This is a genomic window from Sphingomonas sp. 35-24ZXX, from assembly GCF_000786215.1.
Lineage (GTDB): Bacteria > Pseudomonadota > Alphaproteobacteria > Sphingomonadales > Sphingomonadaceae > Blastomonas.
In genome coordinates, this window is record NZ_JROG01000003.1 from 749,042 (window position 1) to 765,980 (window position 16,939).

At 64.1% G+C, this 16,939-nt stretch carries 15 protein-coding genes; 5 read left to right on the top strand and 10 right to left on the bottom strand.

The genetic code is table 11. From position 1 onward, the window contains the following. Nucleotides 1-16 precede the first annotated feature (16 nt). The 6 genes from recA to dapA form a co-directional block, all read right to left on the bottom strand. The gene (gene recA / locus LI72_RS06225) at nt 17-1,102 is read right to left on the bottom strand and encodes a recombinase RecA (protein WP_033924906.1); all 1,086 of its coding nucleotides are present in this window, start codon (nt 1,100-1,102) and stop codon (nt 17-19) included. A 122-nt stretch (nt 1,103-1,224) separates the two neighbouring features. After that, complete coding sequence (locus LI72_RS06230; RefSeq protein ID WP_033924907.1) at nt 1,225-1,569, bottom strand: response regulator; 345 nt, start codon at nt 1,567-1,569, stop codon at nt 1,225-1,227. Between the two features lie 15 nt (nt 1,570-1,584). Next, the gene (locus LI72_RS06235; RefSeq protein ID WP_052129546.1) at nt 1,585-4,002 is read right to left on the bottom strand and encodes a hybrid sensor histidine kinase/response regulator; all 2,418 of its coding nucleotides are present in this window, start codon (nt 4,000-4,002) and stop codon (nt 1,585-1,587) included. Nucleotides 4,003-4,161: 159 nt separating this feature from the next. Further along, complete coding sequence (locus LI72_RS06240; protein WP_033925373.1) at nt 4,162-4,716, bottom strand: DUF2062 domain-containing protein; 555 nt, start codon at nt 4,714-4,716, stop codon at nt 4,162-4,164. A gap of 256 nt (nt 4,717-4,972) precedes the next feature. Further along, nucleotides 4,973-5,455 carry an SsrA-binding protein SmpB gene (gene smpB / locus LI72_RS06245; RefSeq protein ID WP_033924908.1) on the bottom strand — a complete coding sequence of 161 codons (483 nt, stop codon included), beginning with the start codon at nt 5,453-5,455 and terminating at the stop codon, nt 4,973-4,975. Beyond that, a complete protein-coding gene (gene dapA, locus LI72_RS06250) occupies nt 5,455-6,330 on the bottom strand; it encodes a 4-hydroxy-tetrahydrodipicolinate synthase (RefSeq protein ID WP_033924909.1) in 876 nt (291 codons plus the stop codon). The genes smpB and dapA overlap by 1 nt, the downstream gene beginning before the upstream one ends. A gap of 105 nt (nt 6,331-6,435) precedes the next feature. Here dapA and LI72_RS06255 point away from each other — a divergent pair, with 105 nt between their 5' ends. Both LI72_RS06255 and LI72_RS06260 read left to right on the top strand, forming a co-directional pair. After that, nucleotides 6,436-8,487: a lytic transglycosylase domain-containing protein gene (locus tag LI72_RS06255; RefSeq protein WP_052129547.1), complete on the top strand. Its 2,052-nt coding sequence runs from the start codon at nt 6,436-6,438 to the stop codon at nt 8,485-8,487. 140 nt (nt 8,488-8,627) lie between these two features. Then, nucleotides 8,628-9,107: a GreA/GreB family elongation factor gene (locus tag LI72_RS06260; protein WP_033924910.1), complete on the top strand. Its 480-nt coding sequence runs from the start codon at nt 8,628-8,630 to the stop codon at nt 9,105-9,107. Between the two features lie 70 nt (nt 9,108-9,177). On the opposite strand, the gene LI72_RS20460 is transcribed toward LI72_RS06260, so the two are convergent. Further along, a complete protein-coding gene (locus LI72_RS20460) occupies nt 9,178-9,477 on the bottom strand; it encodes a hypothetical protein (protein ID WP_156139496.1) in 300 nt (99 codons plus the stop codon). Between LI72_RS20460 and LI72_RS06265 the strand changes: the two genes are divergently transcribed. Beyond that, on the top strand, nt 9,364-10,749 hold the full coding sequence (locus LI72_RS06265) for a vanadium-dependent haloperoxidase (RefSeq protein ID WP_231562406.1): 1,386 nt from the start codon (nt 9,364-9,366) through the stop codon (nt 10,747-10,749). The genes LI72_RS20460 and LI72_RS06265 overlap by 114 nt on opposite strands. 133 nt (nt 10,750-10,882) lie before the next feature. Further along, nucleotides 10,883-11,542 (top strand): hypothetical protein, encoded by a 660-nt coding sequence (locus LI72_RS06270; RefSeq protein ID WP_033925375.1) that lies wholly within the window; start codon nt 10,883-10,885, stop codon nt 11,540-11,542. A 16-nt stretch (nt 11,543-11,558) separates the two neighbouring features. Here LI72_RS06270 and LI72_RS06275 read toward each other — a convergent pair whose 3' ends face one another. Further along, nucleotides 11,559-12,992, bottom strand: coding sequence for an aldehyde dehydrogenase family protein (locus LI72_RS06275; protein WP_197051836.1), 1,434 nt, complete (start codon nt 12,990-12,992; stop codon nt 11,559-11,561). A gap of 111 nt (nt 12,993-13,103) precedes the next feature. Next, a complete protein-coding gene (locus tag LI72_RS06280; RefSeq protein ID WP_033924912.1) occupies nt 13,104-14,750 on the bottom strand; it encodes an acetolactate synthase large subunit in 1,647 nt (548 codons plus the stop codon). A 372-nt stretch (nt 14,751-15,122) separates the two neighbouring features. On the opposite strand from LI72_RS06280, the gene LI72_RS06285 reads away from it, so the two are divergent. After that, a complete protein-coding gene (locus LI72_RS06285) occupies nt 15,123-15,890 on the top strand; it encodes an N-acetylmuramidase family protein (protein WP_052129550.1) in 768 nt (255 codons plus the stop codon). Between the two features lie 12 nt (nt 15,891-15,902). Here the strand turns inward: LI72_RS06285 and LI72_RS06290 are convergent, their stop codons facing one another. Continuing rightward, nucleotides 15,903-16,847 (bottom strand): D-2-hydroxyacid dehydrogenase, encoded by a 945-nt coding sequence (locus LI72_RS06290; protein ID WP_033924913.1) that lies wholly within the window; start codon nt 16,845-16,847, stop codon nt 15,903-15,905. Nucleotides 16,848-16,939: the final 92 nt, after the last annotated feature.

Consider the following 16,939-nt stretch of genomic DNA (forward strand, 5'->3'; position numbering starts at 1 on the left):
CAGCCGACAGGATGCGTTACATGTCGTCGCCGACATCGTCATCAGCATCGGGACCGGTCATCATCTCTTCGGCGACCTTGTCCTTGTGGCCACGGATCAGCGATTCGATCTTCTCGGTCATTTCGGGATGTTCCTTGAGGAACGTCTTGGAATTCTCGCGCCCCTGCCCGATCCGCACCGAATCGTGGCTGAACCAGCTGCCCGATTTCTCGACGATCCCGGCCTTGACGCCAAGATCGAGAATTTCGCCGATCTTGGAGATGCCCTCGCCGTACATGATGTCGAACTCGACCTGCTTGAACGGCGGCGCGACCTTGTTCTTGACGACCTTCACCCGGGTGGTGTTGCCGACGATATCGTCGCGGTCCTTGATCTGTCCGGTACGACGGATGTCGAGACGAACCGACGCATAGAATTTGAGCGCGTTGCCGCCGGTCGTGGTTTCCGGGTTGCCGTACATCACGCCGATCTTCATGCGCAGCTGGTTGATGAAGATTACCATACAGCGCGAGCGGCTGATCGAACCGGTCAGCTTGCGCAGCGACTGGCTCATCAGACGCGCCTGCAGGCCGACATGGCTGTCGCCCATCTCGCCCTCGATTTCGGCACGCGGCACGAGCGCTGCGACCGAATCGACCACCAGCACGTCGATGGCATTGGAGCGCACCAGCGTATCGACGATTTCCAGCGCCTGCTCGCCAGTATCGGGCTGCGAGACGATCAGCTCGTCGATGTTGACGCCCAGCTTCTTGGCATAGACCGGGTCGAGCGCATGTTCGGCATCGACGAATGCGGCGGTGCCGCCGGTCCGCTGCGCCTCTGCAATCACGTGCAGCGCCAGCGTGGTCTTGCCCGAGCTTTCAGGGCCGTAAATCTCGATGACGCGGCCGCGCGGCAAGCCGCCGACGCCCAGCGCGATATCGAGGCCCAGCGATCCGGTCGAGATCGCCTCGACCTGCATCGCTTCCTTGGAACCCAGCCGCATTGCCGATCCCTTGCCGAAGGCCCGGTCGATCTGAGCCAGCGCTGCATCAAGCGCCTTTTGCCTGTCCATGGATTTCGCCTCTTTTTCGGTCTGGATGAGTTTTAGCTGCCCGGCCATTGCCATGCCCTCTCTTGCCTAGTTGCTCCGGTCATCCGGTGCAACGACTCAGTGATGTATATGATTTGTTCTCATGGAACAAGTAGGGAACATCACCAGTGTTTGCAAGAGAACAATCGCGTTCAGAGCGCGGCGATGACGCTTTCGAGCGAAACCATCGTATAGGGCTTGCTCAATGTCGGCGCACCGGCATGGATGGCGGGGATTTCGTCGCCGCCGCCGGTCGCGAAGATATAGGGTACGCCGGCATCGCGCAGCGCATCGGCCAGCGGCCAGCATTTCTCGCGCCCCAGATTGACGTCGAGGATCGCCGCGTCGAAACCGCCCTTGGCGATGATGGCCAGCCCATCGCTGACGCTGCTGACCATCGCAGCGATGCCATGGCCCAGCATGTCGAGAAAGTCCTCGATCAGCATTGCGATCATCGCTTCGTCCTCGGCGACGAGGAAGGTCTTGGGTTCACTCACGTTAGTTCGGGTCCTTCACTCTGCAGGGGTGGCGGCAGCGGCGAGCGCGCCGTGGACGGCATCGACGATTTGCGCAACGGAAAACGGCTTGGGCAGGAAATGCACCTGGTCGATCGAAATGCTCTGGCGCAGCGTTTCCTCGGCATAGCCCGACATGAACAGGATCGGCAATCCGGGCATCCGCTTGCGCATTTCCATCGCCATGCCGGGGCCGTCGAGATTGGGCATCACGACATCGCTGACCACCAGATCGAACGGCCCGCTGTCGGCCAGCCGTTCCAGCCCGTCCTCGCCATCGGTGGCGGTGACAACGGTGAATCCCTGCCGGGTCAGCGCGCGTTCGGCCACGGCGCGCACCATGTCCTCGTCCTCGACCAGCAGCAGCCGGGCATTGCCCCACTGGCCAGCATTGACCTTGACCGGCTTGCGGCTGCGCTGCTCGACCGCGCCGCCGCGATAGACCGGGAAGTAGATCGAGAAGGTTGTCCCCTGCCCCGCCTCGGAGTCGACGAAGATATAGCCGCCCGACTGCTTGACGATGCCGTAAACGGTGGAGAGGCCAAGGCCGGTGCCCTTGCCGACATCCTTGGTGGTGAAGAACGGTTCGAAGATCCGTGCCTGCACATCGGGCGGAATGCCGACGCCGCTGTCCTCGACCAGGATCGCGCTGTAATCCTCGACCGGCAGGATGTCGCTCGCCATCGCGCGGACATCCGCTGCGGTGACCTTGCGGGTGCGGATGGTGAGCGTGCCGCCCGGCGGGCGCTTGGCAAGCATCGCATCGCGCGCGTTGACCGCCAGGTTCATGATCACCTGTTCGAGCTGCCCCGGATCGGCGCGAACCGGCCCCAGATTGCGGTCGTGCTGCACCTCGAGCACGATCTTTTCACCGATCAGCCGCTTGAGCAGCTCGGACGTATCCGAGACGATATCGGGCAGCTGCAGCACCTGCGGCCGCAGCGTCTGCTGGCGCGAGAAGGCCAGCAGGTGCCGGGTCAGCGAGGCGGCGCGATTGGAATTGCTGCGGATCTGCTGGATGTCGTCATAATCGCTGTCGCCGGGGCTGTGCCGCATCAGCATCAGGTCGCAATGGCCGATGATCGCGGTCAGCACGTTGTTGAAATCATGCGCGACGCCGCCCGCCAACTGACCGATCGCCTGCATCTTGCTCGCCTGGGCCACCTGCCGCTTGAGGCGGCTTTCCTCGCTGTTGTCCTTGATCGACAGCAGCACCGCGGCATCACCCATGCCGCGCAGGCTGGCGAGCGAGAGCGTCACCGGCTCGTCGGGCTGGTGCCTCAGCCGCAGCGCGACATCGCCCGACATCGCCTGGCCGCTGGCATGGCGGCGCACCGCATCGGCCAGCGCGCCCTTGTCCTCGCGCACGACGAGATCGCCGGGATAGGGAGGCAGCTCGGCCTCGGTGATCCCGGCGGCGCGGACAAAGGCATCGTTGGCAAACAGGAAGCGCCCGTCGCGATCGGTCATCGCCAGGCCCACCGGCAGCAAGCCGAGAAGGGTCTGGACATAGCCGAGCGCGGTGCCCTTATCGACGCCGCTGGCATCCTCGTCGATCAGAACGACTAAAGCGGGCGCCTTTTCGCGCTCTTCGGGATCGGTGGTGTAGAGCGGATCGACCAGCGGCAGGTGGAACAGCCGCAAAGGCACGCCCTTGCGCCCTTCGCGTTCGAAATAGATCAGGTTGCGATCGTCCGCGCGCAGGAAGCTGGCGAGGTCACGGCCGACGACATTGCCCGCCTCGGCACCCGCAGCCCGTGCGGCAAAGGCGCTGTTGGCGGCGCGGATGCGCCCTTCGGGGCTGATAGCGGCGGCCATGAACCCGCCCTCGCCCAGCGCGCGGCCCGGTCGCCCGGTCAGCATGGTGTCGGCCTCGGTCGCCAGATCGAACCTCTGCACCGGCTCGAAGCGCCACAGCAGATAATCCTGCCCGCGCCCCACGCGCTGCACCCGGGCATCGATATGCGTGCCCGATGCGACCAGACCTGCGGCACTGCCCTGGCCATCGCGCCACGCGGCACGCCCGGCTTCTGCCAGCAGATCGCCGCCCTGGCCGGCCAGCGGCAGCTTGGGCGGTACCATGTCGGATCCGAACTGGTCGATGAACCGCTGGTTGGCGCAGATCATCCGCCCGGCCTCGTCGGTAATGGCGATCGCGATCAGCGGATGGTCGGTCGCGGCATGGGTGACCGACCAGTCGGGCAGCACCCGCTGCACGCTGGTGCGCGGCGGAAACTGGTGCCGCAGCAACAGGATCAGCGCCGCGAGCCCGGCCAGCCCGGCAGCAAACAGCGCGAGCGGAACCCAGTCGCCCAGCGCGAGCCAGATCAGCCCGCCGCTCAGCACCAGTCCGCCGATGATGATCAGCGCGGTGATGCGCGCATCGGGGGCATCGGGATCGGGCAGTGCGGGCAACCATTCCGGCCAGTCAAGGTCGGTGCGGGCACGAGTGGTGTTCAAAGTCGTCAGATCCCCCTGGCAGGGCGCATCGGCCCGCCTTTCAGTAGATCGACGCTAGCGCAAAGTTATCGGCGTTACAAATTGCAGTTGCGCTCAAGTGAAGCGGCAATGCGTTCAGGGGTGCCGCACCCGCGCCAGCCTGCGACGACGCTTGCCCGCGATCCAGACGCGCCAGCCGATCGCGCTCACGACATAGCCGACCGCTGCCAGCACCACGGCCAGCACGACAAGGCCAAACGCGGTGATCGAGGCAGCCCCGGTCAGCCACCCCATCCACGTCTCGACCTGCGGCTGGTTGAGTGCGGTCGCCACCGGCTGGCCAAAGGTGTTGGCGTCGATCCGCAGGATGAAGCTGCCGACATGATAGCTCGCCAGCCAGAACAGCGGCGTGGTGAAAGGATTGGTGATGAAGGTGGTGAGCGCTGCAACCGGCACATTGGCACGCACCGGCAATGCCAGCAGAGCCGCAGCGAAGATCTGGCCGAGCGGAATGATCACGCCCACCAGCACGCCCAGCGCCACGCCGCGCGGAACCGATCGCCGGGTGAAACGCCATAGATCGGAGCGGAGCACGCGCGCGGCAAAGGGCTTGATGAAGCGGTTCTGCTCCATGCTCTCGCGCGTCGGAAGATTGCGTCCAACCCAGCGGGTGAACCGGCTCTCGGTCAACTCCAAACCCTTATGCCCTTATTGTGTCGTGATGACCGCAACGCCGCTCATGTGGGAACGCCGCCGCAAAACGCCATAGCAACATCAGGATTAAAACGACGTTTACCCCGACCCGGCAAACGAATCAGGATGCATCCTCGTTAGAGCGCATGGAATAGCGCACTTGGGTGATCTGGCGCACGCCGCTGGTATGAAACGACGGGTTTCTTCGATGGGCGGAGTGCGTTTGCCGGATGAGGCGGGGCGCCGGGTGCGCCTAGCCCTTATCGCGCATGATACGGCCCTGTTCGCGCTTCCATTCACGGTCCTTGGTCGCCGCGCGCTTGTCGGGGGCCTTCTTGCCCTTGGCGAGCGCGAGTTCGACCTTGGCGCGGCCGCGGCCGTTGAAGAACACCGAGAGCGGCACCAAAGTCATCCCCTGACGGTTGACCGCACCATGCAGCTTGGCGATCTCGCGCGCGTGCAGCAGCAGCTTGCGCGGGCGCCTGGGCTCGTGGTTCTCGCGATTGCCATGGCTGTATTCGGGGATGTTCGAGTTGATCAGCCAGACCTGCTCGTCCTTGATCTCGGCATAGCTCTCCGCGATCGTGCCCTCGCCAAAGCGCAGCGCCTTGACCTCGGTGCCGGTCAGCGCGATCCCGGCCTCGTAGACCGTATCGATGGCATAATCGTAGCGGGCGCGCCGGTTCTCGGCGACGGTCTTCTTCTTGTCAAAGGTCTCGGGCTTGGGCCGCGCCATCAAATAAGCCCTGCATGGACAAGCGCCGCATCGACTGCCTTGCGGCTCTTCTTGTCGGGCGGGGTCATCGGCAAGCGCAGATCGGGCAGAAAATCGGGCCGCACCCGATTGAGCGCATATTTCACCGGGCCGGGCGACGCGTCAGAAAACATCGCCGAATGCAGCGGGTACAGCCGGTCGTTCAGCGCCAGCGCCGCCTTGTAATCGCCCTTGGCGAGCGCTGCCTGAAACTGCGCGCAGAGTGCCGGGGCGACATTCGCGGTCACCGAGATGCAGCCCACGCCGCCCATCGCGCGATGACCCAAAGCCAGTTCGTCGTTGCCCGACATCTGGCAGAACTTCTTGCCGCACTGCGCGCGCTGCGCACTGACCCGCTCGAGATCGCCGGTCGCATCCTTGACGCCGATGATCGTGGGGAAGCGGGATAGCTTGGCCATCGTCTCTACCTTGATGTCGGTGACCGTGCGCGCGGGCACGTTGTAGAGCATGATCGGCAGGTCGCACGCCTCGGTCAGCGCCTTGAAATGCGCGCGCACGCCATCCTGGCCGGGGCGGTTGTAATAAGGCGGCACGACCAGCGCAGCGCTGGCACCTGCGGCCTTGGCATTGTGCATGTGACCGATCGCGACCTTGGTGTCGTTCGATCCGCAGCCGGCGATCACGGGCACACGGCCAGCCGCCTGCTCGACGCAGACGCGCACGACATAATCATGCTCCTCGATCGACATTGTCGCTGCCTCGCCGGTGGTGCCGCACGGGACAAGCCCCGAACTGCCATTCTCGATTTGCCAGTCGATCAACGCACGAAAGGCGGACTCGTCAAACGCTCCGTCGCGGAATGGGGTCGCAAGGGCCGGAATTGAGCCGGAAAACATGGGGTAGCTCCTTTACCTCGCTCGAAAATCGGGCAAGAACGATTGTGCATCGACACGCTCGTGTGTTCAGCGCCTGATAAGGATCGAAAGCGCATCATGTCCAGCATGGTTTCTCGAATTGCTATCGCGCGCAGCACTGCCGCTCTTCTCGCCCTGCCCCTGCTCGGCGTCCCCGCCGCCTGTCTCGCCAGCGACCAGGCCAATGATTACGCCGCCGCCAGCGCGCCGATCAGCCGCAAGGGCGATGGCAGCGACTGGGATCGCGCCCGCGCGCAGCTGTTGCAATCCATGCCCGCCGACCTGTCGGGCACGATCGCCAACTGGCGCTCGCTGACGACGACCCCCAACAACTATACCTTCTCGACCTTCGCCAGCTTCCTCATCTCCAACCCCGGCTGGCCGGATGAAGACAAGCTGCGCCGCAATGCCGAACAGGCGCTGGGCATCAGCCCGTCGTCGCCGCAGGAGGTGGTTGCCTATTTCTCGCGCTTTGCGCCGCTCACCAATGTCGGGCGCGCGCGCTATGCCGTGGCGCTCGATGCGCTGGGCCAGCGCGATGCGGCACAGGCCGAAGCGGTCAAGGCCTGGCACGCGGGCACGATGATGCCCGAAGACAAGATGCAGCTGTTCAGCCGCTTCGGCACCCAGTTCTCGCTGGCCGACCATGACGCGCGGATGGACGCGCTGCTGTGGGCGCGGGCAACACCCGATGCCGACGAGCAGTTCGGCTTTGTCTCGCCCGAACGGCGCGCGGTGTTTGCGGCACGCCTGGCGATGCTCAAGGGCCTGCCCGATGCCGATGCACTCGCCGGGTCCTTGGGCGCAGAAGCGATGCGCGATGCCGGCTATGTCGCGCAGCGTGCCCGGCGGATGGTCGACACCGGCAACTGGGGCACCGCCCGCGCGATGCTGGCAAGCCGCCCCGCGCTGCAGCATCGTCCGGTCAACCCGGAAAGCTGGTACGAGCTGCTGCTCGCCCAGGCGCGCGGTGCAAACAATGATGGGCAGCACGCGCTGGCGTTCGATATCGCCTCGAAGGTCGACGATGCCTTTCCCGCGGGTCACGACATCTCGGACGAGAGCCTGGGCGTGCGCGACGACTACACCAGCCTCGCCTGGCTGGCCGGGACCGTGGCGCTGCAGAACCTGGGCCGCCCGCGCGATGCGATCGGCATGTTTGCCCGCTATGGTGGCGGCGCTCGCACCCCGCAGACCCGCTCGAAGGGCTTCTACTGGGCGGGGCGCGCAGCCGCTGCCGCTGGCGAGACCGCCGAGGCCACGCGCTATTTCGAGGCGGCGGCAGCCTATCCCGACCATTATTACGGCCAGCTGGCAACCGAGCGGCTGGGCCGCGAGATCCCGCCCTTCGCCGAAGCGCCGCGCGTTCAGGTGAGCGCGGTCGATCGCGGCCGGTTCAATGCCAGCACGCTGGTGCAGGCCACGCAGGTGATCTCTCGCAGCGGTGACTGGCCGACACAGCGCCGCTTCTTCGGCGCGGTCGCAGCCTCGGCCAAGACGCCGGAAGAGCATGTGCTGGCAGCCGAGCTGGCGCGGCAGATCGGGCGGCGCGACCTTGCCGTGATCGTCGGCCAGTCCGCGCGCGCCAAGGGCGTCGATGATCTGCAATCGCTCGCCTTCCCGCATATGCCGGTGCCCCCGGGCTATCAGAACAGCTGGACGATGATCCACGCGATCACCCGGCAGGAAAGCCAGTACGCCCAGAACGCGGTCAGCCATGCAGGCGCGCGCGGGTTGATGCAGCTGATGCCCGGAACGGCGCGCGAACAGGCGGGCAAGATGGGGCTGAGCTATTCGATCGGCGCGCTGACCGATGACACGCAGTACAATATCCAGCTGGGTGCCGGCTATTTCGCGCGGATGATGGACTATTTCGGCGGCAGCTATCCGCTGGCGGTGGCGGCGTACAATGCCGGCCCCGGCAATGTGAACAAATGGCTGCGCGCCAATGGCGACCCGCGGATGGGCGGCATCGACATCGTCGAATGGGTCGAGAGGATTCCGATCTTCGAAACCAAAAACTATGTCCAGCGGGTGCTCGAGAATGCGGTCGTCTACGATGTGATGCATCCCGAGCGCGCCAATATGCGCGGAGCCAACAAGCTCAGCCGGTATCTGGGCAAGAACACGCCGGGGTGATTGTCCCTTTTGTCGTCACCCCCGCGGACGCGGGGGTCCCGCTGCTGCGCATCGGTCGAGCTCAAGCGGGATTTCCGCGTGTGCGGCAATGACGACTGAGTCCGTCGCCTTGTCGGCCCTGCCTTGCTAAAGCCCCTGCCATGGACCGCCCGAACCACATCACGCCGCAAGGCTATGCCGCGCTCAAGGCGCGCTACGACCATCTGCTCGGCACCGAACGCCCCGCGATCGTCGAGATCGTCAGCTGGGCAGCGGGCAATGGCGATCGCAGCGAGAATGGCGACTATCTCTACGGCCGCAAGCGGATGCGCGAGATCGACCGCGAACTCAACCGGCTGGCGCGCAAGATGAAGGCCGCGCGCGTCATCGATCCCGCTGCGCAGACCGATCGCAGCCGCATCTGGTTCGGCGCGGAAGTCGAGATCGCCGATGAAGACGACAACCGCCGCATCCTCACTTTGGTGGGCGATGATGAACAGGATGCAGGCGCTGGACGGATCGGCTGGAACTCCCCGCTCGCCCGCGCGCTGCGCGGCGCTGCGGTGGGCGATCTGCGCACCGTCACGCTGCCCGGCGGCACCAAGGAATGGGAAGTCATGGCGATCGGCTACCCCGCCTGACGCCCACATCATGCTCAACCAAAGTTTAACGCTGAAACTGTCGTATCCGTCCTATCGACACAATGTAACATCAAGTAAATATCGCCTTGCGTGAACCAAGGCCGTGGTCGATGCCATCACGCCCATAACCATCATAAGAGCATAATTCGCAGTAAATCACCCGATCGGTGATTGTATTCGTACGTCCATGTCTCAGCTTGCCCTCGATTGGCAGGCCGATGACGTTTGCCTGAAGGAAATGACCATGAATCCGGTATTGTATTGGAATGCCATACTTCTGGAATGTTCTCGCCGTGACTTCACGCGCGGCTTCAACAACGCGCAGCAGCCCGGCCCCATCCGGACATCGCGCGCGATGGCGATCGTTCATCTCGCGATCCACGATTGCGTTGCGTTCGCCAGCGGCAACCCAGGCGCGGCCTGGCTGAGCAAGAAGGGCATCGCGCCTGCGCTCGGCCCCGTCCCTGGCGGCAGCGTTGCCGACATCATCGCCGGCGCCGCAGTGGTGACGCTGAAGGCGATGTACCCGCGCTATGGCATCTATATCGACGATTCGACCGGGGCAGTGAACGCCGGGCGGTTTGCCTTTGGCGAGGAGGTCGGCCAGGCGATCCTTGATGCGCGCGCGGCAGATGGCTCGAACACCGACATCGCCACCGGCCAGCCGACCAACCCTGTCTATGGCCAGCATCGCGCCGATCCGTTCCAGCCCGGGCAGAACCGGCTGGGGCCGGTCTGGGGCAATGTCACGCGGTTCACCGGCTCCGCCAACCAGCCGCTCGCGCCCTTCCCCGGATATGGCACGCCCGACTATCTCAACAATCCCGACTACAAGGACGATTTCGACGAGGTTCGCGATTTCGGCGCGAAGGCGCGTGGCCAGCGCACGGCGGAACAGGAGCGCATCGGCGTTTATTGGGGCTATGACGGCGCGATGAACCTCGGCGTACCGCCGCGGCTGTACAACCAGGTCGCGCGCCGGGTGGTCGAGCCGCTGGCGCTCAACATCCCGCGCGCCGCCGAGCTGTTCGCGCAGCTCAACGTCGCGATGGCCGATGCCGGGATCGACGCCTGGCACTGGAAGTACGAGTATGACCTGTGGCGGCCCGTCGTCGGCCTGCGCGAAGAAGATGCAACGCGCGGCGGTGATCCGTTCTGGGCCCCGCTCGGCGCACCGCAGACCAACACCGCAGGGCCTATGACCCGCACGCCCAATTTCCCGGCCTATCCTTCGGGCCATGCGACGTTCGGCGCGGCGCTGTTCCAGACGCTGCGACTGGCGCTGAACACGGCATCCGGGCCGATCACGCTCAAGGACGTGCTCGATGTCGAGACACACAACAGCGCCCCGATCGCCAAGGAGACGTTCAGCTTCGTGTCTGACGAGCTCGACGGTATTGCCAGCGACCCCGATGGCTCGACCCGGACGCGGGTCGACAAGAGCTTCGACAATTTCGCCGAAGCAGTCTGGGAAAACTCGGTGAGCCGCATCTATCTGGGCGTTCACTGGCGGTTCGACGGCATTCCGCGCCGCGATGGCGAGAACATCGGCGGCGTGCCGCTGGGGCTCGCAATCGGCTCGGAAGCGCATGACTTCTTCAACACCGCGCCATCGCTGGGCGGCGTGGTGGTCACGCCCTGAGACCGATACGCTTGGGGGGATCCGCATGCCCGCATACCGGCATGCGGATCCCTGCGCGCACGCCCCCTATCGGGCCGAGCTTGCAGGTGGGTGCCAATCTGATATGCCGCTGGAGCACATCAGGGATACGCACATGGACTTCATGAACATTCTCAAATCGTTCGAGAATTTCATCTTCGAAGTCGTGGGCTGGCTGTATTTCTATCCGCGCACGATGTGGCTTGCGCTGTTTCGCCCCGGCGAGATGATGGCCTATGCCGATGACGAGCTGGATGATCTGCCCGCCGATCAGTATGAAAGCACGATCAGCCCGCCGCTGTTCCTGCTGATCACCATCGTGCTGGCCACCTGGGCCGCTGACAGCATCTCTGGCCCGGACGATCCAGCAACCACGCCTGCACTGCTGCTCGACTGGAAGAACTCGCTGCTGCTCACCGCCAGCATCTACAGCGTCTATCCATTGGTGCTGGCGATCGCGCTGTTGCGGCAGCAGCATCGCCAGATCGATCGGCGCGCGCTGCGCCCGCCCTTCTACAGCCAGTGCTTTGTCGCGGCCCCGTTCGCGCTGGCCAATGCGCTGGCAATTTCGCTGCTCGTGCTGGAAAAGAGCCATAGCACGATCGGCGGGCTGGCGCTCTTTGCCGTCACCCTGATCTGGTATGTCGTCCTCCAGACGCGCTGGTTCGCGCGCCAATTGGGCGTCTCGATGCTGCGCGCCTTCTGGATTGCCGCCCTGGCGATCGTCGCCGGCTTCGTGATTACCGGCGCGCTTCTGGTGGCCATCTTCAACTGAAGGCGACCGCCTGAGGTCAGCCGCCGCGGATCAGCAGGTTGCGGATCTCGGTCATGTCTTCCATCGCAAAGCGGATGCCTTCGCGGCCGATGCCAGAATCCTTGACCCCGCCATAAGGCATGTTGTCGATGCGGAAGCTGGGGACGTCGTTGATGACGACTCCGCCGACATCGAGGTGATCCCAGCAGTCGAACATCTTGAACAGGTCGCGGGTGAACACGCCCGCCTGCAGACCGAACTTGCTGTTGTTGACCTCGGCCATCGCCGCGCCAAAATCGGTGAAGCTGGAGAGCACCGCGACCGGTCCAAATGCCTCTTCGGTGACGATCTTGGCGTTGTGCGGCACGTTTTCGAGCAAGGTCGCCTCGATCATCGCGCCATCGCGCTTGCCGCCGCACAATAGGGTGCCACCCAGCGAAACCGCTTCCTGCACCCAGCCATCGAGGCGCATGGCCTCCTTCACATGGATCATCGGGCCGATGAAGGTGTCACGATCCTTGGGATCGCCTGCGATCAGCGTCTTGGCCTTGGCGACCAGCATGTCGCGGAAGCGATCGTAGACATCGGCATGGATCAGGATGCGCTGCACCCCGATGCAGCTCTGACCCGACTGATAGAAGGCGCCGAAGATCACCCGCTCCATCGCATCGTCGAGGTTGGCATCGGAATCGATGATCACCGCAGCATTGCCGCCCAGTTCGAGCACGACCTTCTTCTTGCCGCAACGCGCCTTCAGATCCCAGCCCACATCGGGCGAGCCGGTGAACGACAGCAGCTTCAGCCGATCATCGGTGGTGAACAGATCGGCGCCATCGCGGCTGGCGGGCAGGATCGAGAACGCGCCCTTGGGCAGGTTGGTCTCTGCCAGCACCTCGCCCATGATGATCGCGCCCAAAGGCGTGCGGCTGGCGGGCTTCATCACGAACGGGCAGCCCACCGCGATCGCCGGTGCGATCTTGTGCGCGGCGAGATTGAGCGGGAAGTTGAACGGCGAAATGAACGAGCACGGGCCGATCGGCACGCGCTTCCACATGCCGCGATAGCCCTTGGCGCGGGGGCTGATGTCCATCGTCTGGACTTCGCCGGTCATCCGTACCGATTCTTCGGCCGCGATGCGGAAGGTATCGATCAGGCGGCTGACCTCGCCTTCGGAATCCTTGATCGGCTTGCCGGCTTCGACGCACAAGGCATAGGCGAGCTCTTCGGAGCGTTCCTTGAACCGGCTGACGCAGTGGTTGAGGATTTCCTGCCGCTCGTAGCTTGGCATCCGCGCCATGGGCTCTGCGGCCTCGACCGCGCCTGCGATCGCGGCATCGATGGTCGCAGCATCCGCCTGCGCCACCCGGAATGCGACCTCGCCAGTGAACTTGTCGGTCACCTCCAGATCGGTGTTCGGCTGCTGCGCCTCGTTGTTGAGATAGAGCGGATAGACGGATTTGAGGGTGGTCATAAGCAACTCCATCCCCTCCCCTTGACGGGAGGGGCTAGGGGTGGGGCTGGATCTTGGAGCGGAGCGTCATTCCCCACCCCAACCCCTCCCCTGAGGGGAGGGGCTCAGCAATTACAGCTCTTTTGCCATCTTCTTGATGTCGATGTTCAAGATCTGATCATTCTCCGAATAATCAACCGGGCAATCGATGAGATGCACCCCAGGCGTGTCACGCGTGTGGGCGAGCAGTTGCTTGAGATGCTCGGCGCTTTCGACGCGGTAACCGTTGGCACCATAAGCTTCGGCGTACTTCACGAAATCGGGGTTGCCATAGGTCAGGCCCCAATCCTGGAAGCCCATGTTCGCCTGCTTCCAGCGGATCATGCCATAGCTGTTGTCGTTGAGGATCAGCACGGTCATGTTGAGCTTCAGGCGGACGGCGGTTTCCATCTCCTGGCTGTTCATCATGAACCCGCCATCGCCGCAGATCGCCAGCACCTTGCGGTCCGGATAGACCATCGACGACATCATCGCCGACGGCAGGCCCGCGCCCATGGTGGCAAGCGCATTGTCGAGCAGTACGGTGTTGGGGCGATAGGCCTCATAGCCGCGCGCGAACCAGATCTTGTAGACGCCATTGTCGAGGCAGATGATGCCATCGTCGGGCATCGCCTCGCGGATCTGCTGCACCAGATACGGCGGGAAGATCGGGAAGCGGGCGTCGCTGGCGAGCGAAGCGGTATGCTCGACCTCCGCCTTGCGGAAGGCCAGCATGTGGTCGAACTTCCAGCCGCCATTGGGGACGATGTCTTCCTTCATCTGCCAGATGGCATTGGCGATATCGCCGATCACCTCGATCTCGGGGAAATAGACGGGATCGACTTCGGCGGTCTTCGACGAGATGTGGATCACCGGGGTGCCGCCCGGATGCATGAAGAACGGCGGCTTTTCGATCACGTCATGGCCGATGTTGACGATCAGATCGGCCGCTTCCACCGCGCGGTGGACGAAATCGCCCGCCGACAGCGCCGCACAGCCCACGAACTTGGGGTGACGCTCGTCGATCACGCCCTTGCCCAGCTGCGTGGTGAGGAACGGGATGCCGGTCTTCTCGATGAACTGCAGCAGCATGCGGCTGGTCATCGTGCGGTTGGCCCCTGCCCCGATCACCAGGATCGGCGACTTGGCCTTTTCGAGCGCGGTAACCGCAGCACGGACCGATTTCTTGTCCGCATTGGGACGCCGGGTCTGGCTGGGCTTCAAGGGAACCGAATCGGTCTTTTCCTCGGCAATGTCCTCGGGAAACTCGATATGCGTAGCGCCGGGCTTTTCCTCCTCGGCCAGGCGGAACGCCTCGCGGATGCGGCTGGGGATGTTGTCGGCGCTGGCCAGCTGATGCGTGAACTTGGTGATCGGCTTCATCATGCCCACCACGTCGAGGATCTGGAACCGGCCCTGCTTCGATTTCTTGATCGGCTTCTGGCCGGTCACCATCAGCATCGGCATGCCGCCCAGCTGGGCATAAGCCGCAGCCGTGACGAAATTGGTCGCACCCGGGCCCAAGGTCGCCATGCACACCCCGGTCTTGCCGGTGTGGCGGCCATAAGTTGCGGCCATGAAGCCAGCGCCCTGTTCGTGCCGGGTGAGGATGAGCTTGATCTGGGTCGACCGGCTGAGCGAATCGAGCATGTCCAGATTCTCTTCGCCGGGAACGCCGAAGATGTACTCGACACCTTCTTCCTCCAGGCATTGGATGAAAAGATCGGATGCTTTGGTCATGACATTACTCCCCCGGAAACCGAAATGGCTTATCGTTGCTATCGTGCGACCGAAAGGATGACCGGGCTGTGCTTGATGCTTGATGTGCCCGGGCGGAAATGCGCGCTGCCAGCATGGCTTCCGCCGTCCGTGCTGGCTGTGACGCAAGGCATAACCACAATCCCGCGCCGAGTCACCCGCCAAAAATGCGGCCAAGCGCCGCATCGCTCCGCGGCCCCCGACACCGCCCCCGCCCAGAAAAGCGACTGGGAATGTAGGATTTGCGCCTGTAATCTGGACGATTAACCGATGATAATTTGGCGATACCGCACGGTGCGATAAGATGTCGCATCGATCGCGCTGTTATCGCCTGAATACTGGAGGTGAACCGCCATGGACCGTGCCCCCGTTTTCTCTGCCATCAAGATGCTTCGCGGCGGCCAGCCGTTCAGCCAGGCCGATGTCGGCGCGATCGATACTCTGCTCGACAGCCTGGGCATTGCCCGCGCGGCCGCCGCCGGCGCTGGCGAAATCCGCCTCGGCCTGTCGCCAGCCGATTTCGCCGCCACCGCAACCAGCCTCGGCTGCACCATCGCGCAGATCCGCGCGGTGTGGGAGGTCGAAAGCGGCGGCGGCTGGTTCAAGGACGTGCGCGCCGACATTCTCGCGCTCGATGGCCCTGGCGGGTTTCTCGATGGACCGCACCTGCCCAAGATCCTGTTCGAGGCACATATCTTCGACCGCTATACCGACGGCCAGTACCGCGCCAGCCACCCCAACCTTTCGAGCGCCCGCTGGGACCGCAAGCTCTATGTCGGGGGCCAGGGCGAATACGTCCGGTTGTGGAAGGCGATGGCGCTCGACCGCCATGCCGCGCTGCTCTCCGCCTCGGTCGGCGGTGCCCAGATCATGGGTTTCAACCATGCAGCTGCCGGGTTCGAAACGGTCGAGGCCTTCTGGGATGCGATGAAGGTTTCAGAAGTCGCGCACCTCAAGGCCTTTGCCAGCTTCATTGCCGCCAAGCGGCTGGTGACCGCTCTCAAGGCGATCAGCAACACGCCGGCGGACTGCATCGCCTTCGCCAAAGGCTATAACGGCTCAGGCTATGCAGCGAACAACTACCATGTGAAGATCGCCGCAGCGCATGCGAAATACGCCTGAACGCGCCGTCGCTTAGTAGCCCAGCGCCAGATCGACCTCGTTCACCAGGGCCTCGCCGCGACCGAAGCGCGCCAGGTTTTCGGCAAACAGCGCTGCCGACCGCTGGAACATCCTGGTCTGCGCACGGCCCGAAAGGTGCATCGAGATCTGCACATTGGGCAGCGACCACAGCTCGTGCTCGGCGGGCAGAGGCTCGGGCGTAGTCACGTCGAGAAACGCGCCGGCGATGCTCTTGGCCTTGAGCGCCGCGATCAGCGCGTCCTGATCCACGCATTCGCCGCGCGCGATGTTGACCAGGATCGCCTCGGCTTTCATCGCTGCCAGCTCGTCCGCGCCGATCAATGCGTCGGTCTCGCGCGTCGAGGGCGTCGCGATGACGATCCAGTCATAGTCGCCGATCTTCGCGCGCCACTCATTTGCGCCCAGGATGCCGTCCTCGGGCCGCGCAGTGCGGGCGACGCCGGTGACCTCGACGCCAAAGCCCTTGAGCCGACCGCCGATCGCCGAGCCGATCGCGCCATAGCCGATGACCAACGCGCGGGTTTCGAACAGTTCTACCGTGCCCGGCGAAGCCCACAGCCATTCGCGCTTGTCGGCGGCGCGCACGACATCGGCATAGCCCTTGGCCATGCTGAGCATCCCCAGCACCGCATATTCGGCGACCGCAATCGTGTTGACGCCCACGCCATTGGTGACCCGGGTGCCCCGCGCGATCAGCTGTTCGACGGGAAAATGATCGAGCCCGGCGTACAGGGTGGACACCCATTGCAGCCGCTCGCCTGCCGAAATCACATCACGCATCGCCTGCTTGTCGTGCATGTCGACCCAGGCAATGTCCGCATCGACCACCTCGCGCAGCGCCTCGACGGCGGACATGATCCAGGCGACGTCCACGCCTTGCGGGATCGATCCTTCGATCAGCGGGCGCACGAGCCCTGATATCACGGCCTTGGTCATGCTCTCTCCTTCGGTTCCCGCGCGGGCAATTCATGCCCTGTCACGGCGCTAGCCACCCTTAACCGTTTGTCCCGAGCGAAGTCGAGGGACGT

Excerpts from the sequence above, each read along its gene's own strand:
- LI72_RS06275 (WP_197051836.1), bottom strand. The coding sequence starts at position 12,992 with ATGACCACCCTCAAATCCGTCTATCCGCTCTATCTCAACAACGAGGCG.
- dapA (WP_033924909.1), bottom strand. The coding sequence starts at position 6,330 with ATGTTTTCCGGCTCAATTCCGGCCCTTGCGACCCCATTCCGCGACGGA.
- LI72_RS06280 (WP_033924912.1), bottom strand. The coding sequence starts at position 14,750 with ATGACCAAAGCATCCGATCTTTTCATCCAATGCCTGGAGGAAGAAGGT.
- LI72_RS06260 (WP_033924910.1), top strand. The coding sequence starts at position 8,628 with ATGGACCGCCCGAACCACATCACGCCGCAAGGCTATGCCGCGCTCAAG.
- LI72_RS06290 (WP_033924913.1), bottom strand. The coding sequence starts at position 16,847 with ATGACCAAGGCCGTGATATCAGGGCTCGTGCGCCCGCTGATCGAAGGA.
- LI72_RS06285 (WP_052129550.1), top strand. The coding sequence starts at position 15,123 with ATGGACCGTGCCCCCGTTTTCTCTGCCATCAAGATGCTTCGCGGCGGC.
- LI72_RS06270 (WP_033925375.1), top strand. The coding sequence starts at position 10,883 with ATGGACTTCATGAACATTCTCAAATCGTTCGAGAATTTCATCTTCGAA.
- LI72_RS20460 (WP_156139496.1), bottom strand. The coding sequence starts at position 9,477 with ATGAACGATCGCCATCGCGCGCGATGTCCGGATGGGGCCGGGCTGCTG.
- smpB (WP_033924908.1), bottom strand. The coding sequence starts at position 5,455 with ATGGCGCGGCCCAAGCCCGAGACCTTTGACAAGAAGAAGACCGTCGCC.
- recA (WP_033924906.1), bottom strand. The coding sequence starts at position 1,102 with ATGGCCGGGCAGCTAAAACTCATCCAGACCGAAAAAGAGGCGAAATCC.
- LI72_RS06255 (WP_052129547.1), top strand. The coding sequence starts at position 6,436 with ATGGTTTCTCGAATTGCTATCGCGCGCAGCACTGCCGCTCTTCTCGCC.